We start from the raw sequence: 26,358 nt of genomic DNA on the forward strand, positions 1-26,358 counted from the left end.
CAATCGGGATCCTGATGCCAAAACAGCCTGTCGCCAACGGTCCGGCCACTACCTCACACACCAGTTTCGAGGACGCTTACGCGTTATGCATCGGCTGCATCCTGATCGCGGTCGGTCTGGCGATGCTTCGCGCCGCGCATCTGGTGACGGGCGGCACGGCCGGCCTCGCGCTGCTGATCTCCCGTTTCGTCTCGGTCAGCCCGGGCGTGCTGTTCGCCATCCTCAACCTGCCCTTCTTCATCCTGGCGGCGCGGGTGATGGGCAGCTGGTTCACCGCGCGCACGATCCTGGTCAGCCTGGGCATCGCTGGCATGTCGGTGGTGATCGACGCGACCACCAGGATCGCCAGTGGCAATCCAGCGGTGGCCGCAGTGGCCGGCGGCACCCTGCTTGGCATGGGGACATTGGCGCTGGCGCGTCACGGCGCGGGTGTGGGCGGCGTCGGCGTGGTCACCTTGTGGCTGCAGAACGCCCGTGGCTGGAACGCCGGCCGGACGCAGATCGCCATCGACGCGCTGGTGCTGGCTGCGGCTGGCATCTACCTGCGTCCCGATCGCCTGCTCTGGTCGGCGGTCAGCGCGCTGATGATGGCCTCGGTCGTGTACCTCTGGCACCGTCCGGGCCGGTACACGGGCGTATCGCCGACGCGACGGCGCGCGCGGCGATGAGGCAGCCGCCAAGAAAGATCAGCATTGCTGACCTATTTGGCTTGAACACCGAAACTTCGTGCCGCTATGCTGCAAAGCGGAAGGCGCCCGGCGCTCCTTTCGTTCAACAAAACGATCATTCGGGGGCGTGCACATGATCGGCATCGTTCGCGTTGCGCTGTCCCGTCCGCTCACCTTCATCGTCATGGCGATCCTCATCGCCATCCTGGGCTTGCTGGCGGCAGTGCGGACGCCGGTCGACATCTTCCCCGAGATCCGCGTGCCGGTGATCGCAACGGCGTGGCAATATGCCGGCCTCCCGCCCGAAGAGATGGCAGGAAGGATGCTCGTTCCGTTTGAACGGACGCTCACCACCACCGTCAACGACATCGATCACGTCGAAAGCCAGTCCATGCAGGGCATGGGCGTGGTGAAGATCTTTCTTCAGCCCGGCGCCGACGTCCGCACCGCAACCGCGCAGGTCACGTCTGTGTCGCAAACGATGCTGCGCCAGATGCCACCCGGGGTCACCCCGCCGATGATCGTGAACTACAGCGCGTCGACCGTGCCGATCCTGCAGTTGGCGCTGCAAGGCCGCGGCATGTCGGAGGCGCAGCTGTTCGACCTGGCGCAGAACCAACTTCGCCCGCCGCTCGTCACCGTGCCCGGCGCCGCCGTCCCGCTTCCCGCGGGCGGGCGCCAGCGGCAGATCCAGATCGACCTCGATCCGCAGGCGCTCCAGTCGAAGGGCCTGTCCGCGCAGGACGTCGCCAATGCCATCGCGGCGCAGAACCAGATCAATCCGGTCGGCTTCGTGAAGATCGGCACGCTGCAATATGCCGTCCGGCTGAACAACGCGCCGCGCTCGGTCGAGGAGCTGAACAACATCCCCGTGCGCACCATCAATGGTGCCACCATCTACCTGCGCGATGTCGCCAATGTCCGCGACGGCGCCGCGGTTCAGACCAACGTCGTCCATGTGGATGGCGGCCGGTCGGTGCTGATGACGGTGATGAAGAACGGCGCCACCTCCACGCTCGACATCGTGGAGGGGATCAAGCGCAAGGTCGCGCAGGTGCAAAAGACGCTGCCCGACGCCGTAAAGGTCATTGAGCTTGCCGATCAGTCGATCTTCGTCCGCGCCGCAGTGATGGGCGTCGTGGTCGAAGGCGCGATCGCCGCCGCCCTCACCTCCGCCATGATCCTGCTCTTCCTCGGCTCGTGGCGCTCCACCGTGATCATCGCCATCTCGATCCCGCTCGCCATTCTCTTCGCGATCATCGGCCTCGCGCTTACCGGCAACACGCTGAACGTGATGACGCTGGGCGGCCTTGCGCTCGCCGTCGGCATCCTTGTCGACGATGCGACCGTCACGATCGAGAACATCAATTGGCACCTGGAGCAGGGAAAGCCGGTGCAGCAGGCGATCCTTGACGGTGCGCAGCAGATCGTGGCGCCCGCCTTTGTCGCGCTGCTCTGCATCTGCATCGTGTTCGTGCCGATGTTCTTCCTGCCCGGCGTCGCCGGCTTCCTCTTCGTGCCGATGGCGCTGTCGGTCGTGTTCGCGATGGTTGGCTCGTTCATCCTGTCACGCACACTGGTACCGACGCTCGCCGCCTATCTGCTGAAGCCGCACGCGCCCGGCCACATTCACGAGGCGGGTACGCCGGACAGCCGCAACCCGCTGGTCCGCTTTCAGCGCGCGTTCGAGGCCCGGTTCGAGCGGCTGCGCAGCGGCTACGGCGCGATGCTGGGCAACGTGCTGGCCGCGCCCCGTCCCTTCATCATCGGCTTTCTCGGCCTGATTGCAGTCTCGTTCCTGCTGGTGCCGTTCCTGGGCCAGAACTTCTTCCCCAGCGTCGACGCCGGCTCCATCGCCATCCACGTCCGCGCGCCTGTCGGCAGCCGGATCGAGGAAACCTCCGCCCAGCTCGACCGCATCCAGCGCACCATTCGCCAGATCATCCCGGCGGAGGAGCTCGTCTCGGTGGTCGACAACATCGGCCTGCCGTCCAGCTCGATCAACAACATCTACCTGAACTCCGGCACGTTCGGGCGCAGGACGGCGACATCCTGATCCAGCTCAGCCACGATCACGCGCCCACCGCCGATTACGTGGCGGCGCTGCGGGAGGCGCTGCCTCGCGCTTATCCGGGTACCAGCTTCGCCTTCCTTCCCGCCGACATCACCAGCCAGATCCTGAACTTCGGCGCCCCCGCCCCGATCGACATTGCCATTGCCGGAAAGAATGCGGCGGCCAATGCCGATCTCGCGCAGCAGATCTTGCGCCGTATCTCGCGCATCCCCGGCGTCGCCGATCCGCGCATCCAGCAGTCGACCCGCCTGCCGCAGCTCAATGTTGACGTGGACCGCTCGCGCATCGGCCAGTTCGGCCTCACGGAACGCGACGTGACGACCAGTGTCGGCGCTTCGCTCGCGGGAACCCAGCAAAGCGCCCCCGTCTTCTTCCTCAATCCCGAAAACGGCGTCAGCTATCCAGTGGTTGCTCAGGCGCCGGAATATCGCGTCGGCTCGCTCACCGATCTGTCGAACATCCCGGTGACGGCGAGCGCACAGGGGCGCCCATCGCAGGTGCTCGGCGGCATCGCCACCATCCGGCGCAGCAACGCCCCCGCGATCGTCTCCCGCTACAATATCGAACCGGTCACCAACGTCTTCGCCACTACCAGCGGCCGCGATCTCGGCGCGGTATCGGCCGACATTCTTGCCGTGATCCGGGAAATGGAAGCGAAAGCGCCGCCGGGCACCAGTATCACCCTGCGCGGTCAGTATCAGACGATGCGCAACGCCTTCACCGGCCTCGGTTTCGGTCTGCTTGGCGCGATCGTGCTGATCTACCTGCTGATCGTCGTGAACTTCCAGAGTTGGCTGGACCCGTTCGTGATCATCACTGCTTTGCCCGGCGCGCTTGCGGGCATTGTGTGGACGCTGTTCGTCACTGGTACGACGCTGTCCGTGCCTGCCCTGACCGGCGCGATCATGTGCATGGGCGTGGCCACCGCCAATTCGATCCTGGTGGTCAGCTTCGCGCGCGAACGGCTCGCCGTGCTGGGGGATGGCGTCGCCGCTGCCCTGGATGCCGGAATGACTCGCTTCCGCCCCGTGCTGATGACGGCGCTCGCCATGATCATCGGCATGTTGCCGATGGCGCTGGGCCTTGGCGAAGGCGGGGAGCAGAATGCGCCGCTCGGCCGCGCGGTCATTGGCGGCCTTCTGGTCGCCACCTTCGCGACGCTGATGTTCGTTCCCGTGATCTTCAGCCTCGTTCACCGCCGCACGCAGGCAGCGGCGCCCCAATCCGACGCCATGGAGCCTTCTCATGCCTGATGCCCCTGCCGCACCTCGCCGCTCGCGGTGGGTCGCAGTGACTGCCGGGGTCGGTGCGCTGGCGCTGGTCGCCGCTGGCGGCATCGTCAGCCGCATGAGCAACGAAAGCCGCCTCACCAGCCTTGCCGCGGAATCGGCGGTCCCGACCGTCCGGGTCATCCGGCCGGAAACCGGCACCGGCGCTGGCGAGCTTGTCCTGCCGGCTGATCTTCGCGCGCTGAACAGCGCGCCGATCTACGCCCGCACCTCGGGCTATGTGCAGCGGTGGCTGGTGAACATCGGCGAAACGGTGCGCCGGGGCCAGGTACTGGCCGTGCTCGACGCACCGGAGGTGGAGCAGCAACTCGCGGCCGCTCGCGCCGATCTGGAAACCGCACAGGCCAATCGCCGCCTCGCCGCCACCACGTCTAACCGTTGGGACCAGATGCTCGCCAAGGACGCGGTCTCCCGGCAGGAGGCGGATGAGCGCCGCGGCGAGCTTGCCGCCCGCACGGCGGTCGCGGCGGCCGCCGCCGCCAACGTCCGCCGGCTCGAAACCATGATCGGCTTCACGCGTCTGCGCGCCCCCTTCGATGGCGTGGTGATCAGCCGCAATGCGGAAATCGGGGCGCTGGTCACCGCCGGCAACGCCAGCGCGCAGCCGCTTTTCACCATCGCCGACGTGAAGCAGATCCGTGCGCTCGTCCGCGTGCCTCAGGCTTTTTCCGCGCAGGTAACCCCCGGCATGCCCGTCACGCTCGGCCTGCCCGAATATCCGGGGCGAAGCTTCACGGCGACCACCACGCGCAGCGCGGGTGCCGTAGACCCCACTTCGGGCACCGTGCTGGTCGAACTGCAGGCCGCGAATGGCGATCGCGCGTTGAAGCCGGGCGCTTATGCCCGCGCCACTTTCCCCATCCAGAATGCGCCGGGCGGCGTGATGGTGCCTCCCGGCGCGCTCATCTTCCGCCCGGAGGGGGCACAGGTCGCCGTGCTGGACGCAAATGGCCGCGCCCGGCTTCGCGACGTCGCCATTGGCCGCGATCTCGGCAAGTCGGTGGAGATCACGAGCGGGCTCACCATCCGGGATCGCGTCATCGACAGCCCACCGGACTCGCTGGCGAATGGCGACAAGGTCCGGATTGCTGCGGCGGATACCGATGGCTCCCGCTAAGCTCTTCCTCTTCGCTGGCGTCGCGCTGCCGGGCATTGCGCTTGCCGGCTGCGCCACGGCGCCCGATTACCAGCGTCCCGAAGTGCCCGCCGCCGCTGCCTTCAAGCAGGTAGACGGCTGGGTGCCTGCCGCTGCCGACGCGCGACCGGCGCAGCAATGGTGGCAGGTCTTCGACGATCCCGCGCTATCCGCGCTGATGCCCCGCGTTGCGTCGGACAATCCCGATCTCGCCAGCGCGGTCGCTCGTTATGAGCAGGCGCTTGCGGCTGTCGGCCAGGCTCGCGCGCCCTTGTTACCGCAGGTCGATGCCGGCGCCGATCTTTCCCGCGAACGCCTCTCCGCCGCACGCCCCCTCGCCTCGTCCTCGGCGCTTTACACAGAACGGCAGGTCGGCGCGTCTTTGTCCTATGAGCTGGATCTGTTCGGGCGCATCCGCAACCAGCTCCGCGACGCCCGCGCCCGGGCGGAGGCGAGCGACGCCGATACCGCTACGCTGCGCCTCGGCCTGGAGGCGCAACTCGCCGGCACCTATTTCGACATGCGAGCGCTCGACGCCCGGCTCGTGCTGTTGCGCGAGACCGTCACTGCCTTTCAGCGCGCCTATCAGCTCACGGATACCCGGCACGGCGGCGGCATCGCGTCCGGTCTCGATGTCAGCCGCGCGGCGACCGTGCTCGCCAATGCGCGCGCCGAACTCGATACCGTTGCTGCCGCTCGGGCGCGAAACGAACATGCCATCGCCATTCTGATCGGCGAAAACCCGGCCACCTTCTCCATCCCTTCGGCTCAGCAGGATGTGCTGCCCCCGACCATACCCGTTGGCCTCCCTTCGACGTTGCTGCGCGATCGCCCGGACGTGATCGCGGCAGAGCGCAGGGTCGCGGCGGCCAACGCCGGCATCGGCGCGGCTCGCGCTGCCTTGTTCCCGCAAGTCACTCTTGGCGCTGCCGGCGGCTTCCAGGCGGTGCGTGGCGACATTCTGGGCGCATCGAGCACCTTCTGGGCACTGGGCCCGCTCTCCGCACTCGCCTCCGTGTTCGACGGCGGCGCCCGCCGTGCCGCCGTGCGGGCGGCACGCGCCCAGTTTGACGAGGCAAGCGCCACCTATCGCGCGACCGTGCTCAACGCCTTTCGCGAGGTGGAGGACGATCTGGCGACCGGCCGTCATCTCGCCAACCGTTCCGTCAACCTGCTCACCGCCGCTCGTGCTGCCGAACGCACCCGTGAGCTTGCCCTCACCCGCTATCGCGACGGCGCGTCGGATTATCTGGAGGTCGTTACTGCCCAGACCGCCGCTCTGGATGCGCAGCGCGCGTTGATCCTGAACCGTAGCGAACAGATGCGCATCGCCGTCGATCTGGTCCGCGCACTCGGCGGTCTATATCCGGCCGCCCCTCCGACCGGCTGAGCCGAACCGCGGGCGATGCGCGCCGCTCCTGGTTTGGTCCGCGACAGCAGTCCTTGCGCGTGCGGTTGTGAGCGGCGCCCCCCCCACGGCAGCGGCTCGCAGCCCGCACACGTCTCACGCTTCAGCCATCATTTTCCCGAACTGGCCGTTCGCCTCCAGAACCAGGCCAATTTTCGCCAGCGCTGATCCGCTCGCGTAACGTCGGCGGCCGTTCGTCTCCGCGCGGCGGCCAGTTAATCAGCTCGTATGCGGGCCATTCGGGCCCCGCGTGGAACGAAGCACGCATCTCGGGCAATCCACCTGCATGACGGTCACCGATCTCGCCACGCGCACCTACAACCATAGCTTCCGGCTCGATCCGATCGTCCGCAGCCTCCTCGACACCGACTTCTATAAGCTGTTGATGTTGCAGCTTATTCAGTCTCGCCACCCCGACACTCAGGTTACCTTTTCACTGATCAATCGTACGCGCACGGTGCGATTGGCGGACGTCATCGATGAAGCGGAATTGCGGGAACAGCTCGATCACGCCCGAACGTTGCGGTTCTCCAAGAAGGAATTGATCTGGCTGGCAGGAAACACCTTCTACGGCGTAGAGCGAATGTTCCGCCCCAACTTCTTGAAATGGCTCGCTGAGTTTCAGCTTCCTGAGTACGAGTTGCACAAGGTCGACGGCCAGTTCGAACTCACCTTCTCCGGGCCATGGGCGTCCACCACCATGTGGGAAATCCCTGCCCTTTCGATCGTCAACGAACTCCGCTCCCGTGCCGCCCTGCGCCACCGCGGCCGGTTCGCGCTTGATGTCCTCTACGCTCGTGCCAAGGCGCGGCTTTGGGCAAAGGTTGAGCAATTACAGAATCTTCCCGATCTCGCCCTGTCCGACTTCGGCACCCGCCGGCGCCACGGATTCCTTTGGCAACGCTGGTGCGTGGAGGCGCTGAAGGAAGGGCTCGGGCCCCGATTTATCGGCACCTCGAACGTGTTGCTCGCGATGGACGCCGATCTCGAGGCGATCGGCACCAACGCCCACGAACTCCCCATGGTGGCCGCCGCCCAGGCCCGCAATGATGACGAACTCGCGCGCGCGCCCTACCGGGTACTCGAAGAATGGCAGGAAGATTATGCCGGTAACCTGCTGATTGTACTACCAGACACCTATGGCACCGCATCGTTCCTTGAAGCCGCGCCCGACTGGGTGGCGAACTGGACCGGCTTCCGTCCGGACAGCGCGCCACCAATAGAGGCGGGCGAGCAGATCATCCGTTGGTGGCAGGAAAAGGGCCAGGATCCCCGCGGCAAGCTGCTGATCTTCTCCGATGGTATGGACGTCGATTCCATCAGCGCGGCCTATCGCCACTTCCATGGCCGCGTGCGGATGAGCTTCGGCTGGGGCACGAACCTCACCAACGACTTCAGGGGCTGCGACCCGGAGGGAGACGCACCGCTCGCTCCCTTATCGCTGGTGTGTAAGGTCGTCCGCGTCGATGGCCGGCCCGCCGTCAAGCTCTCCGATAATCCGGCGAAGGCGACGGGAGAACCATCGGAAATCGATCGGTATCTTCGCGTGTTCGGCGGTGCCGGGCGGGTGTCGGCACCCGTCCGGGTCTGATCGCCGCGCCTCGTCAGAAGCTGCGCGGCATGCCTAGAACGTGCTCACCGACAAAGCTCAGGATCAGGTTCGAGCTGATCGGGGCAACCTGATAAAGCCGCGTTTCCCGGAACTTGCGCTCGACATCATAATCGGCCGCAAAGCCGAAGCCGCCGTGCGTCTGCAAACAGGCATTGGCCGCTTTCCAGGACGATTCCGCGGCAAGATGCTTGGCCATGTTTGCCTCCGCACCACACGCCTGGTGCGCATCGAACAGCCTGCACGCCTCGTAACGCATCAGGTCAGCGGCGCGCACTTCCATATAGGCTTGGGCGATCGGGAACTGGACGCCCTGGTTTTTCGCAATCGGCCGATCAAAGACGATCCGCTCCGATCCATATTGAACGGCACGCTCCACGAACCAGTAACCGTCGCCAATGCACTCGGCGGCGATCAGTGCACGTTCTGCGTTAAGTCCGTCCAGGATGTACCTGAAACCTTTGCCTTCTTCGCCAATCAGGCAGTCCGCCGGCAACTCCAGATCGTCGAAGAACACTTCGTTTGTCTCGTGGTTCACCATGTTGCGGATCGGTCGGATCTCCATGCCGTTCCCGATCGCCGCCTGAAGATCGACCAGGAAGATCGAAAGCCCATCCGCCTTCTTCTTCACCTCTTCGAGTGGGGTAGTTCTCGCCAGCAAGATCATCAGGTCCGAATGCTGGATGCGGCTGATCCATACTTTCTGGCCGTTCACGACATATTTGTCGCCGCGCCGCTCGGCTCGCGTCTTTAGCTCGGTCGTGTTGGTGCCCGTAGTGGGCTCCGTCACCGCCATGGACTGTAGGCGAAGCGTACCGCTCGCGATATCCGGCAGGAAGCGCCGCTTCTGCTTCTCCGAACCATGCCGCAGCAGCGTGTTCATGTTGTACATCTGCCCGTGACACGCGCCCGAATTGCCGCCCGCGCGGTTGATCTCTTCCATGATGATCGAGGCCTCGGTCAGGCCGAGCCCTGCCCCGCCGTAGCTTTCCGGGATCAGCGCCGCCATCCAGCCTGCCTTGGTCAGCGCCTCAACAAAGCTCTCGGGATAGGCACGTGCCTCGTCGACTTCGCGAAAGTAGCTGTCACCGAACTCGCGAACGAGCGCACGAACAGCATCACGGATCTCAGGAAAGTCGTCGCGAGCGGCGGGAATCATGATCGGGCCTTTCTGATCGGCGAAGATTGCTTGTGGTCGAGCGCGGCGATCTCGTCGGCAAGCTCCACAAGCCCCCGGGCGACATCGGCGAATTCCTGGTCAGTGATCGAGCCGGCGAATACGGAAGCCGAGACGCACAGCGTATGTGTTTCGTCCGGCAGGCAAACGGCGATCGAGGCGATTCCGGCGTAGCTGAAGCCGTCGTCCACGCCGAACCCTTGCGCCACCGCCTGATGAACTTCGTCCGCATAATCATCGAAGCTGATAGGTCGCTGCCAGCGCACGGCGGCGAACCGACGCGCAAGCTCGTCGCGGCTCACGCGCTGCCCTGCCGCGAGTGCCCGGCCAACGGCACCACTGCCGATCGGCTGGCGCTGCCCCTCTTCCATGTGAATGCGGGTGGCAGCGACGCTCTGGCCCAATGCTACCAGTTGCAGGCGATCCCGCCCTGTCACGCGCCACAGGCCGACCGGCGCCCCCCATGTCCGCGCCGCTCGCTCGAGAAGCGGCCGCGCGCGGGCAACGAGCCGTGTTGCACGGTCAAGGTCACCCGCCGCCAGCTCCGACCATGGCGCCGCCAAGGCATAGCGTTTGCCCTCGCCAAGCGAGAGCACCCCTTCCCCCACCAGCGTTCGCAGAAGGCCAAGGCAACTCGATGGGCTGATGCCGCAGGTCTGCGCGATCTCTGACAGCGTCAAGGCGCGACCATTCGCCAGCGCGCGCATGATCGCGAAAGCCTGAACGACAGACGGCACCGGAGAACCCATATCGACCTTCTAGTCTTCATCAGACTGAAACCGCAATGCGCCACCTTGAAATGAGCGCTGGCGCGCCGTAACCCGTGCATCCGCAGTTCAAGGAGAGCGGAATGGCGGGTATTCTCGAGGGCAAGGTCGTCGCGGTGACTGGCGCCGGGCGCGGCATCGGGCGCGAGATCGCCCTGCTCTGCGCACGCGAGGGCGCGTCCGTCGTGATCAACGATCCGGGCGTCGGCGGTGGCGGCGAAGGCGGCGAATCGGGCCCCGCCGAACAAACCGCATCGGACATCGTCGCCGCGGGCGGCAAGGCCGTCGCCAATCTCGCCAGCGTGGCCGATCCCGCGGCTGCCGCCACCATTGTCGAGGATGCGGTGAAGCACTTCGGCCGCATCGATGCGGTGGTGAACAACGCCGGCATCCTGCGCGATTCGATCTGGCACAAGATGAGCCACGAGGATTGGCGCGCGGTGATCGACGTCCACCTCAACGGCGCGTTCAACGTCTCCAAGGCGGCCACGCCCTATTTCCGCGAGCAGCAGTCCGGCAGCTTCATCCACTTCACCTCAACCAGCGGCCTCATCGGTAACATCGGCCAGGCGAATTACTCTGCCGCCAAGGCCGGCATCATCGGCCTGTCGCAGTCAATCGCGCTCGACATGGCCCGCGCCGGCGTCCGCTCGAACTGCATCGCGCCGTTCGCGTGGAGCCGCATGACCGCCTCGATCCCGGCCGAGACGCCGGAGGCGAAGGAGCGGGTCGCCCGCCTCCAGACGATGAGCGCCGACAAGATCGCGCCGCTCGTCGCCTTCCTCGCCTCCGACCTGTCGAAGGACGTCAGCAACCAGGTCTTCGCGGTGCGCAAGAACGAGATCGTGCTCTTCTCCAAGCCGCGCCCGATCCGCTCGATGACGAAGCTGGAAGGCTGGACGCCGCAGTCGATCGCGGACGAGCTGGTCCCCTCCTTCCGCCCCAGCTTCGCCCGCGCCGACGAAGTCTCCGCCCACGTCTTCCCCTACGATCCGATCTGAGGCCAGTCGCCATGTCCAATCTCAACCCCGGCATGGATGCCGAGACGTTCGACCAGTTCATCGATCAGCTGCGCCGCTACGTGCGCGATCGGCTGATCCCGGCCGAACGCGACATCATCGAGAGCGACTGCATCCCGCCCGAGATCATCGACGAACTGCGCGAGATGGGCCTCTTCGGCATCACCATCCCGGAGGAATATGGCGGCGCCGGGATGAACATCTCCCAGTACACGCGCACGATCCGCGAACTGGCCTATGCCATGCCGTGCTTCCGCTCGATCATCTCGATCACGATCGGCATGTTCACCTCGGCGATGAAGAACGGCGCCACCGAGGCGCAGCGGCAGGAATGGCTGCCCAAGCTCGCCGCCGGCACAATCACCTCCTTCGGCCTGACCGAGCCGGGCTCAGGCAGCGATTCCGCCGGCATGCAGACGATGGCCATCCGCGCCAGCGACGGCGGCTGGGTGCTGAACGGCACGAAGCGCTACATCACCAACGCGCCGCAGGCGGAAGTGGCGCTGATCATGGCCCGCACCTCGAAGGAGCCGCTGCCGAAGAACGCGCACGTATCGGCGTTCATCGTCCCGATGAACACACCGGGCGTCAGCGTCGGCAAGTCCGACAAGAAGATGGGCCAGGCTGCCAGCCACATCGCCGACATCATCCTCGAGGACGTGCACCTGCCCGCGGACGCGTTGCTCGGCGGCGAGGAAGGCAAGGGCTTCATCACCGCGATGAAGAGCCTCGACAACGGCCGCCTCTCGGTCGCCGCCGCCTCGATCGGCTATGCCCAGCGCGCGCTGGATTCCGCTCTCCGTTACGCCAACGAGCGCAAGGCGTTCGGAGAGCCGATCGCCAATTTCCAGCTGATCCAGCAGATGCTGGCGGAAAGCGATATCGAGATCTACGCCGCGACGACGATGCTGGAAGACGCGGCGCGCCGCGCGGACGCTGGCGAGAACGTGCTGCGCAAGGCCGCCGCCGCCAAGGTCTTCGCCTCCGAGGCATGCGGCCGGATCGTCGATCGCGTGGTGCAGGTCTATGGCGGTGCCGGCTATCTCGCCGAATATGAGGCGGAGCGCTTCTTCCGCGATGCGCGCGTCTATCGCATCTACGAAGGCACCACCCAGATCCTCCAGCTCCAGATCGCCAAGCACATGCTGCGCGAGTTCAACGCCGGAGTGAATTGAGATGTACAACCTCCTCCCCGGCCTGACCGTGATCGAGGCGTCGTCCTTCGTCGCCTCGCCTACCGCCGGGCTCTATCTCGCGCAGATGGGGGCGGAGGTGATCCGCGTGGACCAGATCGGCGGCGGTCCGGATTTCCGCCGCTGGCCCGTCACGCCGAACGGCGATTCGCTCTACTGGGAGAACCTCAACCGCGCCAAGAAAAGCCTCGCGCTCGACCTTGGCCGGCCGGAGGGGCGCGAATTGCTCCAGGCGCTGGTCCGCGCGACCGGGCAGTTCGTCACCAACTTCCCGGTAAAGGGCTTTCTCGCGCATGACACGCTGGCGGAAGGCCGCCCAGATCTCATCACAGTGCGCGTGATGGGCTGGGCCGATGGCAGCCCGGCGCTCGACTATACCGTCAACAATGCGGTCGGCTATCCGATGCTGACGGGGCCGGGGCCGGACCCGGTCAACCATGTCCTCCCCGCCTGGGATCTGCTGACCGGCGCCTATGCTGCCTTCGCGCTAATGGCCGCGCTGCGTCGCCGTGACGCGACCGGCGAAGGCGGAGAGATCCGCATCCCGCTCTCCGACGTCGCGATCGGTACCGTCGCCAACCTTGGCGGGATCGCCGAGGTAATGGACACCGGGGCCGATCGCCCGCGCCTCGGCAACACCGTCTTCGGCCTGTTCGGGCGCGATTTCACCACGCGTGACGGCAAGCGCACGATGATCGTCGTCGTCACCCATCGCCAGTGGGCGAACCTCGTCGCCGCGCTGAACCTCGGTGTGTCGATCGCGCGCGTCGAGGCCGAACGCGGCGTCAGCTTCGCAGCCGACGATGGCCTGCGCTTCACCCACCGCGATGCGCTGTTCCCGCTGTTCGAAGCAGCGATCGGATCGCGGGATCATGCCGATCTTGCTGCCGCCTTCGATGCCGGCGGCATCGTCCACTCCGCCTACGGCAATATGGCCGATGCGGTGCGCGATCCGCGGCTCGTTACCGAGAATCCGATCTTCGGCACTGCGGACGATCCCAGCGGCACGCGCTATCCCGCGGTCGGCGCCTTCGCGACGCTGCCGGGCGAGGAACGCCGCCCGCCCGCGCCCGCGCCGCGAAACGGCCAGCATAGCGAGCAGGTGCTCGCCGAAACCCTCGGCCTGTCATCGGGTGAGATCGCGCGGCTGTTCGACGCCGGTATTGCCGGAGGTTCTGGGCGCTAAAACAAATACGAATGTGCCTTGGTCACCTGAGCGGTTGCGCGTGAGCGGGAACAGGTCAAACATGATGTCCTATCTCCCGCAAAAATGAGTTGTTCGTGACCAAGCACTTCCTTCTCGCGCTCATCGCCAGCTCCGCGCTTTCCGCCCCCCTCGCCGCCCAGGAAAAGCCTGACGCTAAGCAGCCGCCCGCACGCACGCACGCCGAGGCGGTGAAGGCCGAGGCGGAAGCTGCCTGGGCCAAGGCGCCGATCGAAGAGACCGAGACTCGCACCCGCGACAGCGTCACGATCAACGGCAAGCGCTACAATTACGTCGCATCGGCCGGCACGCTGACGACGCGTGACAACGAGGGGAAGCCGACCGCCTCGATGTTCTACACCGCCTATACGCTGGACGGGACGAAGCCGGGCACGAAGCGGCCGATCACGTTCCTGTTCAACGGTGGTCCGGGCTCGCCCTCCTTCTGGCTCCGCATGGGATCGTTCGCGCCCGTCCGCATTCGCACCACCAGCCCTGAGTTCGTGCGTCCGGCACCCTATGATGTCGGGCCGAACCCGGATTCGCTGCTCGACAAGACCGACCTCGTCTTCCTCGACGCAATCGGCTCGGGCTATTCGCGCCCCCTGGGTGATGCGAAGCCGGGCGACTTCTATGGCGTGGACGAGGACGTCGACGTTTTCGCCCGCGCTATCATGCGCTACGTGACCAAATACGGCCGCTGGATGAGCCCCAAGTTCATCCTGGGCGAAAGCTACGGCACGCTGCGCGCTGGCGCTCTGGCTTATCAGCTGCAGGACCGCGGCATGGCGCTGAACGGCGTTATGCTGCTCAGCTCGATCATGAACTACGGCTATCGCCAGCCGGGTCTGGACCAGGTCTATATCAATTACCTGCCCAGCTACGCCGCGACTGCCTGGTATCATAATCGCCTGCAGAACCGCCCGGCAGACGTCGCCACGATTGTCGCTCAGGCGCGCGCCTTTGCCACCGGGCCGTACATGGCCGCGCTCGCCAAGGGCCAGCTGATCTCTCCACAGGAGCGCGATCAGGTTGCCGAGCAGATGAGCAAGCTGACCGGGCTCAGCCTCGACTTCATCAAGCGGGCAAACCTGCGGATCGATCTTCCGCGCTTTCAGAAGGAATTGCTGCGCGGATCAAACCGCACGGTCGGCCGGTTCGATTCTCGTTACCTCGGCGTGGACACCGATGCGGCGGGCGAGCGCCCCGAAACCGATGCGTCGTCTGACGCGGTATCAGGCGCGTACATTGCCTCGTTCCAGGACTATGTGCACTCGACGCTCGGCTACAAGACCGACCTGCCGTACCGCTTGTCGGCCCGCGACGGCGCCGGTTGGAAGTGGAACTGGGCGCATAAGGCACCGGGTGGCGGCTATGGCAGCCAGAACAATCCTAATACCGCGATCGATCTCGCCGCCGCGATGCGTACCAATCCGTATCTCAAGGTGCTTTCGCTGAACGGCTATTACGACATGGCCACGCCCTTCTTCGGCACCGAGAACGATCTTGGCCACATGATGCTGGAGCCGGCGCTCCAAGCGAACCTGACGTACACCTACTATCCCGCCGGGCATATGACGTATCTGAACCCGGACGCGCTGCGTCAGATGAAGCGCGATCTGGCCGGCTGGTATGACGAGGCGGTGAGCGATGCCCGCTCCGCAACCCCGCCTGTGCCACCCTCAGGGCAGGCCGGCACGGTGACCGGCCAGACGCCGAACTGATCGGCAGGCCCGCAGCGCGCCCGAGTGGCGCGCTGCCACCCCGTAACTCGCAATGCTGGAACGACGAACGTCCACTTCCTGCATCCCGCTCAGTCCGTCGCGCCGCCGCGCCTTGTCCTGTCGCATCGGGTCCACCGCTCCCCTTGAACGATCGTAAATTGCCGGGTTACGAGAACGGTTAATCAGGCGGCACGCCTTTGTTGGGGCAGATGGTCGCGGCTGATCGGGGAGACGGATAGTGTTGCAAGGCATTCGGGTGGTGGAGCTGGCCACCTATGTCGCTGGGCCCGGCGCGGCCGCTTTACTGGCGGATTGGGGCGCGGAGGTGATCAAGGTGGAGGCGCCTGGGGGCGATCCGATCCGCACCTTCTATGCGTCGGTCGGCCGTGACGATGCCGAGAACCGCGTTTTCGAGAACGACAATCGCGGCAAACGTTCGATTGTTCTCGACTTGTCCACTCCGGACGACACAGAGGTGTTGCGCCGCCTGCTTGCCACCGCCGACGTTTTTGTCACGAATACGCGACCGCAAAGCCTGGAGCGGCTCGGCATTTCGTGGGAGCAACTTCGCGCCATCAAGCCGGATCTGATCTTCGCGAACTTCACCGGATATGGCCCAGTGGGCGAGGATGCGGACAAGCCGGGCTTCGACATCACCGCCTTTTGGGCACGATCAGGGCTTTGCTGGCTGACCACGGTGAAGGGCGGCGATCCAGCCCAGTTGCGCACGGGCATCGGTGATCACATGTCCGCCATGGGGCTCGCCGCCGGGATCATGGCCGCCCTGTTCCACCGCGAGCGGACTGGTGAGGGTCAGAAGATCGAAACCTCGCTGCTCCGCATGGGCATCTATGCCGCGAGCAGCGAACATTCGGTTCAGTTGCAGCTCGGCAAGCTCGCGTCCCCTCGCCCTCGTGCCCAGGCGCAAAATCCGCTCAACAATTTCTTCAAGACCTCCGATGACCAGTGGTTCGTCGCCGTCCCTCGGCAAGGGGTGGATGACTGGCCACGCTTCGCCGCCGCGATCGGCCGGACTGATCTGGTCGATGATCCCCGCTTCAACTCCATCCGCGCCCGTCGCACCAATGCGGCGGAAGTAGTGGCGCTACTGGACGAAGCCTTTGGGCAAATGACCTGGGAGGAAGCGCGTGCCGTTTTGACAAGGGAGAAGCTGGTCTTCTCTCCCGTCCTGTCCGTGGCGCAGGCAACACAGGATGCGCAGGCGAACGCCGCCGGCTGCTATGTTGACGTTGCCGACGAGGCCGGAGAAACGATCAGGGTGCCCGCATCCCCCATCGACTTCGGTGTACCTCGCCCGGCGCGTCGCCGCGCGCCGGCCCTTGATGCTGACGGCGCAGCAATCCGCGCCGAGCTCAACGTCGGCTCCGGTGGAAGTGCCTCGTGAGCAAGCTCGCCCATGCTCAGCAGGAAAGCACTGAGCTTGCGTTGACCGGTTCCGGCCGCGCCGCGCCACCGGCCCGCGATCTCCTGCTGCAGGCAGCCAGCGATCTGATGATCGAACTCGGCACGCCCGATGTGTCGCTGCATGCCATCGCTCGTCGGGCCGGCGTCACTGCGCCCTTGGTCAAATATTATTTCGGCGGCAAGGAAGGGCTGCTGCTGGCGCTGGTGGAGCGGGACACGGCGCGTTCGCTCGCCCAATTGGAGGCGCTGAACGCCCTCGAGCTCGATCCACTTTCCAAGCTCAAGCTTCACATCAAAGGGATTGCCCGGACCTATAGCCGCTATCCGTATCTTGTCGGCTTGCTCAATCACCTGTTGCGGGAGTCCCGCACGGAGGCTTCGGAGCAGATCAAGACGAGCTTCGTCACGCCGCTGATCGACGCGCAGCGACGGATTGTAGAGGACGGCATCGCAGCCGGACAGCTGCGCCCGATCGATCCTGACCATCTTTACTATATGATCGTCGGCGCGTGTAATTACCTGTTCTCGTCACGCGTCGTCTTCGCGAACATCATGGGCGAAAAGCTGAATGGCCCTGAGTTCGAGCGCGATTTCGCTCACTCCGTGATCGACGTCATTCTGCACGGACTTCGCGTCTGAGCTTACCAGGCGCAATCAACCTTTTCGCCACCGCAGACACTGATAAAATTTCTCCATGCGAACTGCACACAGGAGGGCGTAAGGTGAAGATCCACCGCTATGTGCTTAACCTGGAATGGACCGGCAACCGCGGTGAGGGCACACGCACCTTGTCCGGGTACGGGCGAGAACACCGGATATCCGCCGGGGCCAAGCCACCGATCAACGGGTCATCAGATCCCAGCTTCCGCGGAGACCCGACATGCTGGAATCCGGAGGAGTTGCTCGTTGCGTCAATCGCGGCCTGTCACAAGCTCTGGTACCTTGGCCTCTGCGCAGAGGCTGGCGTGATCGTTCAGGGCTACACGGATCAGCCCGAGGGCCTGATGGTCGAGGAGGCCGGTGGGGCAGGGCAGTTCGAGAGCGTCACCCTGCGTCCGTGCGTCACCATCGCCGCCGGATCAGATCCCGAGCTCGCCGTGGCCCTTCACGATAAAGCGCACGCCATGTGCTTTATCGCGCGATCAGTGAACTTTCCTGTCCGGAACCTGCCGACCATACGCACCGGCTGACCGCGAATTTGCCCGCAGGCCGAACGTGGCGTCAGATGACGTGACGCAGATGACCGGTGGTCGAGATCGCGCCCCGCACCGACGGTGCGTTTCATCAGGCGCGATGCCGATGCGGGCGTCAGTCCTTCTTGGCGGACAGGTGCTTGCTGAGGTGCTTGTTCATCTCGAACATGGTCACGGATTTCTTGCCGAAGATCTTCTCCAGCTTGTCATCCGCGTTGATCTGGCGGCGGTCCTTGGCGTCCTGCAGATCGTTTTTCTTGATGTAATCCCACACCTTGCTGACGACTTCGCTGCGGGGCAGGTCGTTCTTGCCGACGATTTCGGCCAGTTCAGGGGAGGGCGTCACCGGAGCCGTGATGCCGCCGCGAGCACCGCCGGCAGGCTTCCCGGTGGCCTTCACCTTCTTTTCCGCCGCCTTGGTTTCGTCCTTGCCACGCTTTTCTGCGGTCCGCGCCATCGGTCTCTCCTCTTTGTTGCCGGATCCTAACACCGGATAGCCGCCAATCCAGCGTGTTTAAGCGACACGGCTTGGCGAAGTTCCGCGATAGGTGCGCAATCGCGCAAACGCGCCCGCCCTGAACCTGTCAGCCGATCGCTCGTTTGCCGATGATGGACTCGCTTGCCGCTGCCTCAGTCGAACCGCGCGGCCGTCCCGGATGGCGTCCTCGCCGGCTTCTTGTCACTCGCTCGGCACGACAGTTCGACCATGCACGCGCGATCATGGAACGGGCATCCAGCTTCGGCGTCCCAATCGTCGAACTCGCCGGTGATCGACTGAACCTCGATTTGGCGCCCGATCCCCGGCGCGCCTACACGGAGGCAAAGGCGACCCTCGCGGTGGTGGTGGCGCCGCCATCGAAGCGCCGCCTTCAGCCCATCGCTCCCAGTGCCGACTGGCGTGTGGACCTGGCAGAAGGCTGCCCGGCGCATTGCAGCTATTGCTATCTTGCCGGCTCGTTGAAGGGGCCGCCGATCACGCGTGTGTACGCCAACGTGGACGAGATACTCGAAGGGGTGCCAGCCTATCTCGGACAAGGCACCGTCACGTCACGCAGTCGTTTCAGGGCGCATGAAGGGACCACCTATGAAGCATCCTGCTATACTGACCCCCTTGCACTGGAGCCGCTGACCGGGTCGCTCTCCGCTGCGATCCGCTGGTTCGGACGCTGGGAAGCGCCAGCGCAACTCCGCTTCACCACCAAGTTCGCCGACGTCGAGGCGTTACTGGCGCTCGATCACGGTGGCCGCACCCGAATGCGCGCGTCGATCAATCCCGCCGCCTTCGCGCGCTTCGAAGGGGGCACGGCGCCGGTTGCTGCCCGGCTGGCGGCACTCGGCCGGATGGCGCGCGCCGGCTATGCCGTGGGTCTCACGATTGCGCCCATCATTGCAGCGGAAGGCTGGGAGGAGGCGTACGGCACGCTCATCGAGCAGGCCGCTGCCGCTCTCGGCGATACAGGATCGCTCGATCTGACGGTCGAATTGATCACTCACCGCTTCACGCCGGGATCGAAGGCGATCCTGGAAAGCTGGTACCCGGGCGCAGGGCTCGACATGAGCGACCGCCACCGGACCACAAAGCGCACGAAGTTCGGCGGGGAAAAGCAGGTCTATGATACCGAGACGATGCGGATGCTGCGCACGTTCTTCGAGGATAACATCGCTCGCGTCCTTCCGTCAGCGCGGATCCTCTACTGGACATGACGATCTTCTTCACCGCCGACACCCACTTCGGCGACCATCGCACGATCAACATCTGGCGGCGCCCCTTCAGCAGCGTCGCTGATATGGACGCTGCGCTCATCCAGCGCTGGAACGCTGTTGTCGAGCCGGGCGATACTGTCTGGCACCTCGGCGATGTTGCGCGGCGAGCATCAGATGTTCCGGCTTTGCTCGCCGCCTTGAACGGCACCAAGCATCTCATCCGCGGCAACAACGATCCTGATGGTACGGTCGCCGCCAGGCACTGGGCAAGCACGGCCGACTATGCGGAACTGGAGGTCGACGGACATCGCCTCGTTCTGTGTCACTATCCCTTTCGCTCGTGGAACGGCCAGCACCGCGGCGTCATCAATCTCCATGGGCATAGCCATGGCCGGCTGGCCCCTATGCGCCGCCAGTTCGACGTGGGCGTCGATGCCAATGATTTTGCGCCCGTATCGATGAGCGATCTCCTGGCAAAGCCGCGCCCGCGGGAACGCAGTGGCGTGCCGCCCGTTCGACCGGCCTCATCATAGTGGATCTTGCTCCTGAATGTCCCGATCTCCTGATGCGGAACGTGCCGCCTTGCCGCCGTTTGGCGAACTGCCGCCCTCGCCGATGAGCATTGCGGAAACCGCAGCCGGGGTCGCCCCCCTACTCGCGTCGCGCGATGTGATCGTGGCCGTCGCCGACGAAACTTGTGCCTTGGCCCTGGCACGAACGTTAGCTGCCATGATGCCTGGCGCGGATGTTCTGTTCTGCCCCGGCACCGACGCGCTACCCGGCGACGAAGCCCCTCCCTCCCCCGCCAATGTCGGCCAGCGCGTTTCGGCGCTTCGAGCTATTCGCCGGAACAGTGGCGCCGACGACGGTGCCCAAATTGCGCTGGTAACATCTGGAGAAGCGCTGGCTCGCGCCTATCCCCCGCCAGCAGCCTTCGATGCCGAACCTCCATCCGTGACGGTTGGCGGGGCGTGCGACCTTGCCCAGTTGAACGAGGAACTTCTCGGTCTTGGCTACGTCACTGACGAGCGCGTGGATGAGCCCGGCGAAGTGGCGCTGCGGGGCCAAGTGCTGGATGTGTTCCCAGCCGACGTCGAGGCGCCGCTCCGCATCGAGGTGGCGGATGGCAAGATCGCAAGCCTCCGCTTCTACGATCCGTCTGATCAGCGCAGCATGGAGGACGTCGAAGCGCACGAACTCGGCCGCGTCGCCGAACCGGCGCTCGACGACAACCGCGTCACCTTGATCGACCATCTGCCCGACGCGGTGCTCGCCATCACCCACAGGGCTGACGAACGTCGCCGTCGCCTTCTCGCCCTCAGCCGCGATGCGGGACGGCGGGGTAGCCGGCGCGCAGCCCGCGACATCGTCGACGACAACGCCTGGTCCAAGGCGCTTACGGGTCGCGAAACGCAGCCTCTCGATCAGGAAGCCGCGCCGCCCGCCCGTTTTGTCGAGCAACGTGCCTCCTTGGCTGCCTTCGCGAAGGTCGCGAAACAGGCGCTCGCAAACGGTGAACGGCTCGTCTTGTTGGGCAGCGAGCGCGATCTGCGGTTCCTGACGCGCCGCATCGAAAAGCGGTTGGACCTCGCGGCGCAATCTGCAGAGAGTTGGCAGACGGTGCTGGAGGCACCCGAAGGCGCCTTCCTCACGCTCGCCGCGCCGGCAGACCGCGGTTTTCGCCGCGACGGCATATTGGCGATTGCCGCGGCCGATCTGCTCGGCAGCCGCGCGGAGCGTGAAGATGGCGCCGCTCACCGGGTCGATCTGTCGTTCGTGCAGACGGCCGAAATCCGCGTTGGCGACACGGTCATCCATGAAGATCACGGCATCGGCGTGGTTGCCGGGATTGAGCCTCTGTTGAGTGTGGATGGCAGCGGCGGCGACACGATCAAGCTCACCTACGCCAAGGACGCCGTCCGTCTGGTGCCGGTTGCCGAGGCGGATCGCCTGTGGCGCTACGGCGCGGAAGATGATGCGGTGACGCTCGACACCCTGGACGGTCGGACCTGGCTGGAGCGCCGCGGCGAGATCGCTGAGGCGATTGCCGAAACTGCGCGTCAGCTCACGCAGCTTGCCGCAGAGCGCGAGGCACGCACCGCGCCGGTGCTGGACCCGACGCCAGCCGCCTATGAGCGGTTCGCTGCCGGTTTCCCCTTCTCCGAGACGGCCGATCAGCTTGCTGCTATTGAGGCCGTTCGAAGCGACCTTGCTTCCGGGAAGCCGATGGACCGCTTGGTTATCGGTGATGTCGGTTTTGGCAAAACGGAAGTCGCCTTGCGCGCGGCCGCCATCGCGGCTCTCTCCGGCAAGCAAGTCGCCTTGGCAGCGCCCACCACCGTCCTCGCACGGCAGCATCTGGAGAGCTTCACCGAGCGATTCGAAGGCACTGGCATCAACGTCGCCGGCCTGTCGCGTCTGTCCAGCGATGCGGAGAAGAAGCGCGTGAAGGCCGCGCTCGCCGATGGCAGCGTTCAGGTTGTGATCGGCACCGGCGCCGTCGCGGGCAAGGGCGTGAAGTACAAGGACCTCGCGCTGGTCATCATCGATGAAGAGCAGCGGTTCGGTGCAGCCGACAAGAAGAAGCTGCAGGATCTCTCCGCCGGACACCTCCTCACGCTATCCGCAACGCCGATCCCCCGTACGCTGCAATCGGCGCTGGTAGGGTTGCGGCAATTGTCGGTGATCGCCACGCCGCCGGCCCGTCGCCAGCCGATCCGCACGGCGGTTTCGACCTTCGCGCCCGCTACCCTGAGGAGCGCCTTGCTTCGTGAACGCGCCCGTGGCGGCCAGAGCTTCGTAGTCGTTCCCCGAATTTCGGACATGCAGCCGTTGGCGGAACAACTCACCAAGCTCGTGCCAGAGCTCGAGCTGCTGCAAGCCCATGGCAAGATGCCCGCTGCCGAGATCGACGAGACAATGGTGCGCTTCGGCCGCGGTGACGGAGACGTGTTGCTAGCCACCAACATCATCGAAGCCGGCCTCGACGTGCCGCGCGCAAACACCATGGCGATCATTCACGCCGATCGCTTCGGCCTGTCGCAGCTTCATCAGCTTCGTGGACGGGTAGGCCGCGGGCATCGGCGCGGACAGGTATTGCTGTTCACCGAAGCTGATGATGCCATCTCGCCGCGCACTTTGAAGAGGCTTCGTACGCTGGAGGCGTTTGACCGGCTGGGCGCAGGTTTTGCGATCAGCGCACGTGATCTCGACATGCGCGGGGCTGGCGACCTGCTTGGCGATACCCAGGCTGGTCACATGCGGCTGATCGGCGTCGAACTCTATCAGCAGTTGCTGGAAGATGCGCTTCGCACGGAGCGCGGGGAGACGGTGGAGCGCTGGACGCCAGAGTTGCAGCTGGGCATCGAAGGACGGCTTTCAGCGGAATGGATTCCGGAAGAGGATCTGCGCATCACCCTTTATGCTCGTCTCGGGCGCCTGCGTAGCGATGCGGAGCTCGACGCCTTTGAAGCAGAGCTGGAGGATCGTTTCGGCGAACTGCCCGAGGAGGCGCTTCTTCTCATGTCGATCGCACGGGTGCGGGAGCGCGCACGGGCGCTCAACATCGCCCGGATCGACGCGGGTCCTGCCGCAATGGCGCTGACGCCGCGCAGCGGTGGCTCGGAGGCGTCGCAGATCGACGGCTTGATCGAGAAGGATGGGCGCTTGCTGCTCAAGGAAGCATTGGAAGACCCGTCCGCCCGGCTGGACAGGTTGGCGGCCCTACTCGCGTAGCGCCGCCGTCTGCTGGTCAGGGGTTTCCCTTGCCGCCATGGGCGCCGACCACCGTACCGGTCGAGAAGCTTGCGTCATCGGCGGCCAGCGTCACATAGAGGGAGGCAAGCTCGGCCGGCTGACCCGCACGTCCCAATGGCGTGTCCTGTCCGAACTCACCCATTTTGCCCGGCAATTGTCCGCCAGCGACCTGTAGCGGTGTCCATACCGGTCCGGGCGACACGGCATTCACCCGGATCCCCTTCTTGGCCAGCTGCTTTGCCATTCCTTTGGTGAGGTTCAGGATCGCTGCCTTGGTGGACGCATAATCGATCAGCTCTTCCCCCGGGTCATAGGAATTTACCGACACCGTGTTGATGATCACGGCGCCCGGCGGCAGCGACGGGATCGCGGCCTTGCTGAACCGAAACACATGGTAGACGTTCGTCTCGTACGTCCGCACGAACTGTTCGTCCGTTATCTCCATGATATCGACCTTGCTCTGCTGATAGGCGGCATTGTTGACCAGGATGTCCAATCCTCCCAGCCCCGCGATGGCCTTGCGCACGGTATCCTCGCACCCCTTCTGCGTGCGGATATCGGCGGGAAGCAGGACAGCCTTGCGGCCTGCCTGTTCGATCAGGGCCTTCACCTCGCGTGCGTCGGGCTCCTCGGAGGGATGATAGTTGATCGCGACGTCTGCGCCTTCTCTGGCAAAGGCGATCGCCGCGGCACGGCCTATTCCGCTATCTCCACCGGTGATCAGCGCGCGGCGGCCGTTCAGCTTTCCTGATCCGCGATAGGTCGTTTCGCCGTGGTCCGGCCGTGGGTTCATCTTGCTGGCGAGTGCCGGCCATGGCTGCCGCTGTTCCGGGAAGGGCTCACGCCGGAACCGGGTCCGGGGATCGCGCAGACCGCCGCTGCGCGGTGTCCCACCCGCTTCGCTTCCCTGTGCTGTGGCGGATGTTGAGGCCGCCGCCAGGCCCAGCACGGCGCCGCCCAGCAGGCCTCGCCGCGAGGCATCAAAATCACCCATCCACCGTCTCCCGATCGAACGTAGCCCCCAACGCCCGACGCGCCGACAACGCCGGCGTTCCCCCGCAACCAAGCCCGTTCTGCAAAATAACTTGCCGCGCCATTGGCGGCACCCGGCGCTCTTTCCTCGACAACTCGGCCCGATGGGGGGAAAGGGCAGCAGTCGTTGCCTACCACAACAAACGAGTCTCGTGTGTCCGACCGTATCGCATCCGCCGCTCTCCGCTCCCGCATCACTGATGCCGATACAGCCGCAGCTCTCATTCAACCCGGCGACACGGTGGGCATGAGCGGTTTCACCGGATCAGGCTATCCGAAGGCCGTGCCACAAGCGCTCGCACGGCGCATGGCGGCGGAGCGCGCCCAAGGGCGGCCGTTCCGTATCAATCTGTGGACCGGCGCATCGACGGGGCCGGAGCTGGACGGCGCCCTCGCGGCGGTGGACGGCATCGCTCAACGACTGCCCTATTCCTCTGATCCGGTTGCGCGCGAGAAGATCAACCGGGGCGAGATTGATTATCTCGACATGCACCTCAGCCAGGTCGCGCCCATGGCTTGGGAGGGCGTCATCGGCACGCTCGACACAGCCGTTATCGAGATCACCGGCATCCGGCCAGACGGATCGCTTATCCCCTCCTCGTCCGTCGGCAACAACAAGACATGGCTGGATCGCGCCAAGCGCGTGATCCTGGAGGTCAATCGCTGGCAAAATGCGGCGCTCGAGGGTGCACACGACATCTACTACGGCACCCGATTGCCCCCGGAGCGTGTTCCCATCCCGCTTGTCCGTCCCGACGACCGCATCGGCACGCCCTATCTCGCGTGCGATCCGGAGAAGATTGTCGCGATCGTCGAAACGGACGCACCCGATCGCAACCTGCCGTTCGCTGCCCCTGATGAGACGGCCCTGGCGATCGCCGGCCACATCATCGACTTCCTCGACCATGAGGTGAAGCGCGGCCGCTTGCCAGCCTCGCTGCTCCCTATTCAGTCAGGCGTGGGCAACATCGCAAATGCGGTGCTTTCGGGGCTTGTAGACGCTCCCTTTGAACCGATGACCGCGTTCACCGAAGTGATCCAGGACGGCATGCTGGATCTGCTCGACGCCGGAAAGCTGCGCATGGCATCAGCCACCGCTTTCTCGCTCAGCCCGTCGGCGGCCGATCGCCTGAACGCGAACATGTCGTCCTACGCCAGCCGGATGATCCTGCGCCCTCAAGAGATCAGCAACCATCCGGAGCTCGTTCGCCGGCTCGGCTGTATCGCGATGAATGGACTGATCGAGGCTGACATCTACGGCAACGTCAATTCCACGCTGGTGATGGGCTCACGGATCCAGAACGGGATCGGCGGCTCGGGTGACTTCGCGCGCAACGCCTATGTTTCGATCTTCATGACTCCTTCCACGGCGAAGGGCGGCCGCATCTCTGCCATCGTGCCGCAGGCGAGCCATGTCGATCACATCATGCAGGACGTTCAGGTGATCGTCACTGAACAGGGGCTAGCCGATCTTCGCGGCCTCAGCCCGCGGCAGCGTGCCTCCGTCGTGATCGAGAGTTGCGCCCATCCCAGCTACCGGCCGTTGCTCGCGGATTATGCTGCACGGGCACAGGGCGGCGCGTACGGCCTTCATGCCGCCTCGCTGCCGGGCGAAGCGCTGTCCTGGCATCAGCGGTTCATGGAAACGGGAACCATGCTGCCCGCCTGAACCCGCACCGCGGCGTCCGGCTTTGAGGCGCGGGCGCCGCCGGCCTGCTTCACGAACGATGGCCGGGGATCGTCGGAAAGGCTACGCCTTCTTCAGCGCTTCCGGCTTGTGAACAGCTTCCTTGCCGGATTTGTCGCTTTTCACGCGAAACTGCGGTTCGTCCTTGGTTGCTTTGGCAACATGGCCGCCGGCCTTTGTGCTGCTTGTCTCCTTGCGCACCACCTTGCCGGAAGTTTCCCCTTGCGGCGTATCCCATTTCACATGGTCGCCGGCCTTGAAATTCTTGGTCATGGCATTCTCCCGAGCCGGCAT

20 protein-coding genes and 1 pseudogene are annotated in these 26,358 nt (G+C 65.1%); 16 read left to right on the plus strand and 5 right to left on the minus strand.

Annotated features, from left to right (window positions below):
• Nucleotides 1–14: 14 nt before the first annotated feature.
• The 5 genes and pseudogenes from LK535_RS04955 (at nucleotide 15) to pncB (ending at nucleotide 8,165) form a co-directional block, all read left to right on the plus strand.
• Nucleotides 15–668, plus strand: a complete 654-nt coding sequence (locus LK535_RS04955; protein ID WP_227770742.1) for a YitT family protein — start codon at nucleotides 15–17, stop codon at nucleotides 666–668.
• Nucleotides 669–801: 133 nt separating this feature from the next.
• Nucleotides 802–3,995 (plus strand): annotated as a pseudogene (locus LK535_RS04960) (efflux RND transporter permease subunit).
• A complete protein-coding gene (locus tag LK535_RS04965) occupies nucleotides 3,988–5,148 on the plus strand; it encodes an efflux RND transporter periplasmic adaptor subunit (protein WP_227770743.1) in 1,161 nt (386 codons plus the stop codon). The pseudogene LK535_RS04960 and the gene LK535_RS04965 overlap by 8 nt, the downstream one beginning before the upstream one ends.
• Nucleotides 5,135–6,556, plus strand: a complete 1,422-nt coding sequence (locus tag LK535_RS04970) for an efflux transporter outer membrane subunit (RefSeq protein ID WP_227770744.1) — start codon at nucleotides 5,135–5,137, stop codon at nucleotides 6,554–6,556. Before LK535_RS04965 ends, LK535_RS04970 begins: the two co-directional genes overlap by 14 nt.
• A gap of 304 nt (nucleotides 6,557–6,860) precedes the next feature.
• Nucleotides 6,861–8,165 (plus strand): nicotinate phosphoribosyltransferase, encoded by a 1,305-nt coding sequence (pncB, locus tag LK535_RS04975; protein ID WP_227770745.1) that lies wholly within the window; start codon nucleotides 6,861–6,863, stop codon nucleotides 8,163–8,165.
• 13 nt (nucleotides 8,166–8,178) lie between these two features.
• Here the strand turns inward: pncB and LK535_RS04980 are convergent, their stop codons facing one another.
• Nucleotides 8,179–9,342, minus strand: a complete 1,164-nt coding sequence (locus LK535_RS04980; protein WP_227770746.1) for an acyl-CoA dehydrogenase family protein — start codon at nucleotides 9,340–9,342, stop codon at nucleotides 8,179–8,181.
• The gene (locus LK535_RS04985; protein ID WP_227770747.1) at nucleotides 9,339–10,109 is read right to left on the minus strand and encodes an IclR family transcriptional regulator; all 771 of its coding nucleotides are present in this window, start codon (nucleotides 10,107–10,109) and stop codon (nucleotides 9,339–9,341) included. The genes LK535_RS04980 and LK535_RS04985 overlap by 4 nt, the downstream gene beginning before the upstream one ends.
• A 101-nt stretch (nucleotides 10,110–10,210) precedes the next feature.
• Between LK535_RS04985 and LK535_RS04990 the strand changes: the two genes are divergently transcribed.
• From LK535_RS04990 to LK535_RS05020, 7 genes are all read left to right on the plus strand, one after another.
• Complete coding sequence (locus tag LK535_RS04990) at nucleotides 10,211–11,128, plus strand: SDR family NAD(P)-dependent oxidoreductase (RefSeq protein WP_227770748.1); 918 nt, start codon at nucleotides 10,211–10,213, stop codon at nucleotides 11,126–11,128.
• A gap of 11 nt (nucleotides 11,129–11,139) precedes the next feature.
• Nucleotides 11,140–12,321: an acyl-CoA dehydrogenase family protein gene (locus tag LK535_RS04995; RefSeq protein ID WP_227770749.1), complete on the plus strand. Its 1,182-nt coding sequence runs from the start codon at nucleotides 11,140–11,142 to the stop codon at nucleotides 12,319–12,321.
• A gap of 1 nt (nucleotide 12,322) precedes the next feature.
• On the plus strand, nucleotides 12,323–13,525 hold the full coding sequence (locus LK535_RS05000) for a CoA transferase (RefSeq protein WP_227770750.1): 1,203 nt from the start codon (nucleotides 12,323–12,325) through the stop codon (nucleotides 13,523–13,525).
• Nucleotides 13,526–13,620: 95 nt separating this feature from the next.
• Nucleotides 13,621–15,267, plus strand: a complete 1,647-nt coding sequence (locus tag LK535_RS05005) for a S10 family peptidase (protein ID WP_227770751.1) — start codon at nucleotides 13,621–13,623, stop codon at nucleotides 15,265–15,267.
• 238 nt (nucleotides 15,268–15,505) lie between these two features.
• Nucleotides 15,506–16,672: a CaiB/BaiF CoA transferase family protein gene (locus LK535_RS05010; protein WP_227770752.1), complete on the plus strand. Its 1,167-nt coding sequence runs from the start codon at nucleotides 15,506–15,508 to the stop codon at nucleotides 16,670–16,672.
• Complete coding sequence (locus LK535_RS05015; RefSeq protein ID WP_227770753.1) at nucleotides 16,669–17,331, plus strand: TetR family transcriptional regulator; 663 nt, start codon at nucleotides 16,669–16,671, stop codon at nucleotides 17,329–17,331. The genes LK535_RS05010 and LK535_RS05015 overlap by 4 nt, the downstream gene beginning before the upstream one ends.
• Nucleotides 17,332–17,414: 83 nt before the next feature.
• Nucleotides 17,415–17,882, plus strand: coding sequence for an OsmC family protein (locus tag LK535_RS05020; RefSeq protein ID WP_227770754.1), 468 nt, complete (start codon nucleotides 17,415–17,417; stop codon nucleotides 17,880–17,882).
• 118 nt (nucleotides 17,883–18,000) lie between these two features.
• Here the strand turns inward: LK535_RS05020 and LK535_RS05025 are convergent, their stop codons facing one another.
• A complete protein-coding gene (locus tag LK535_RS05025) occupies nucleotides 18,001–18,342 on the minus strand; it encodes an SWIB/MDM2 domain-containing protein (RefSeq protein ID WP_415837082.1) in 342 nt (113 codons plus the stop codon).
• A gap of 263 nt (nucleotides 18,343–18,605) precedes the next feature.
• On the opposite strand from LK535_RS05025, the gene LK535_RS05030 reads away from it, so the two are divergent.
• From LK535_RS05030 to LK535_RS05040, 3 genes are all read left to right on the plus strand, one after another.
• Nucleotides 18,606–19,589, plus strand: coding sequence for an SPL family radical SAM protein (locus tag LK535_RS05030; protein ID WP_227770755.1), 984 nt, complete (start codon nucleotides 18,606–18,608; stop codon nucleotides 19,587–19,589).
• On the plus strand, nucleotides 19,586–20,122 hold the full coding sequence (locus tag LK535_RS05035) for a metallophosphoesterase family protein (RefSeq protein WP_227770756.1): 537 nt from the start codon (nucleotides 19,586–19,588) through the stop codon (nucleotides 20,120–20,122). Before LK535_RS05030 ends, LK535_RS05035 begins: the two co-directional genes overlap by 4 nt.
• Before the next feature lie 82 nt (nucleotides 20,123–20,204).
• Nucleotides 20,205–23,324 carry a helicase-related protein gene (locus LK535_RS05040; RefSeq protein WP_227771083.1) on the plus strand — a complete coding sequence of 1,040 codons (3,120 nt, stop codon included), beginning with the start codon at nucleotides 20,205–20,207 and terminating at the stop codon, nucleotides 23,322–23,324.
• 16 nt (nucleotides 23,325–23,340) lie between these two features.
• Here LK535_RS05040 and LK535_RS05045 read toward each other — a convergent pair whose 3' ends face one another.
• Nucleotides 23,341–24,339 (minus strand): SDR family oxidoreductase, encoded by a 999-nt coding sequence (locus LK535_RS05045; protein WP_227770757.1) that lies wholly within the window; start codon nucleotides 24,337–24,339, stop codon nucleotides 23,341–23,343.
• A 192-nt stretch (nucleotides 24,340–24,531) separates the two neighbouring features.
• Between LK535_RS05045 and LK535_RS05050 the strand changes: the two genes are divergently transcribed.
• A complete protein-coding gene (locus LK535_RS05050) occupies nucleotides 24,532–26,046 on the plus strand; it encodes an acetyl-CoA hydrolase/transferase family protein (RefSeq protein WP_227770758.1) in 1,515 nt (504 codons plus the stop codon).
• Between the two features lie 81 nt (nucleotides 26,047–26,127).
• Here LK535_RS05050 and LK535_RS05055 read toward each other — a convergent pair whose 3' ends face one another.
• Entirely contained in the window at nucleotides 26,128–26,358 is a 231-nt protein-coding gene (locus LK535_RS05055) for a DUF2945 domain-containing protein (protein ID WP_227770759.1), read from the minus strand.

The sequence above is a fragment of the Sphingomonas sp. IC4-52 genome (assembly GCF_020707225.1).
Taxonomy (GTDB): domain Bacteria; phylum Pseudomonadota; class Alphaproteobacteria; order Sphingomonadales; family Sphingomonadaceae; genus Sphingomonas.

Coding starts and splice junctions, on each gene's coding strand:
- LK535_RS04990 (WP_227770748.1), top strand. CDS start 10,211: ATGGCGGGTATTCTCGAGGGCAAGGTCGTCGCGGTGACTGGCGCCGGG.
- LK535_RS05030 (WP_227770755.1), top strand. CDS start 18,606: ATGGAACGGGCATCCAGCTTCGGCGTCCCAATCGTCGAACTCGCCGGT.
- LK535_RS04955 (WP_227770742.1), top strand. CDS start 15: ATGCCAAAACAGCCTGTCGCCAACGGTCCGGCCACTACCTCACACACC.
- LK535_RS05000 (WP_227770750.1), top strand. CDS start 12,323: ATGTACAACCTCCTCCCCGGCCTGACCGTGATCGAGGCGTCGTCCTTC.
- LK535_RS04985 (WP_227770747.1), bottom strand. CDS start 10,109: ATGGGTTCTCCGGTGCCGTCTGTCGTTCAGGCTTTCGCGATCATGCGC.
- LK535_RS05035 (WP_227770756.1), top strand. CDS start 19,586: ATGACGATCTTCTTCACCGCCGACACCCACTTCGGCGACCATCGCACG.
- LK535_RS04965 (WP_227770743.1), top strand. CDS start 3,988: ATGCCTGATGCCCCTGCCGCACCTCGCCGCTCGCGGTGGGTCGCAGTG.
- LK535_RS05040 (WP_227771083.1), top strand. CDS start 20,205: ATGAGCATTGCGGAAACCGCAGCCGGGGTCGCCCCCCTACTCGCGTCG.
- LK535_RS04995 (WP_227770749.1), top strand. CDS start 11,140: ATGTCCAATCTCAACCCCGGCATGGATGCCGAGACGTTCGACCAGTTC.
- LK535_RS04970 (WP_227770744.1), top strand. CDS start 5,135: ATGGCTCCCGCTAAGCTCTTCCTCTTCGCTGGCGTCGCGCTGCCGGGC.
- LK535_RS04980 (WP_227770746.1), bottom strand. CDS start 9,342: ATGATTCCCGCCGCTCGCGACGACTTTCCTGAGATCCGTGATGCTGTT.
- LK535_RS05055 (WP_227770759.1), bottom strand. CDS start 26,358: ATGCCGGCTCGGGAGAATGCCATGACCAAGAATTTCAAGGCCGGCGAC.
- pncB (WP_227770745.1), top strand. CDS start 6,861: ATGACGGTCACCGATCTCGCCACGCGCACCTACAACCATAGCTTCCGG.
- LK535_RS05025 (WP_415837082.1), bottom strand. CDS start 18,342: ATGGCGCGGACCGCAGAAAAGCGTGGCAAGGACGAAACCAAGGCGGCG.
- LK535_RS05045 (WP_227770757.1), bottom strand. CDS start 24,339: ATGGGTGATTTTGATGCCTCGCGGCGAGGCCTGCTGGGCGGCGCCGTG.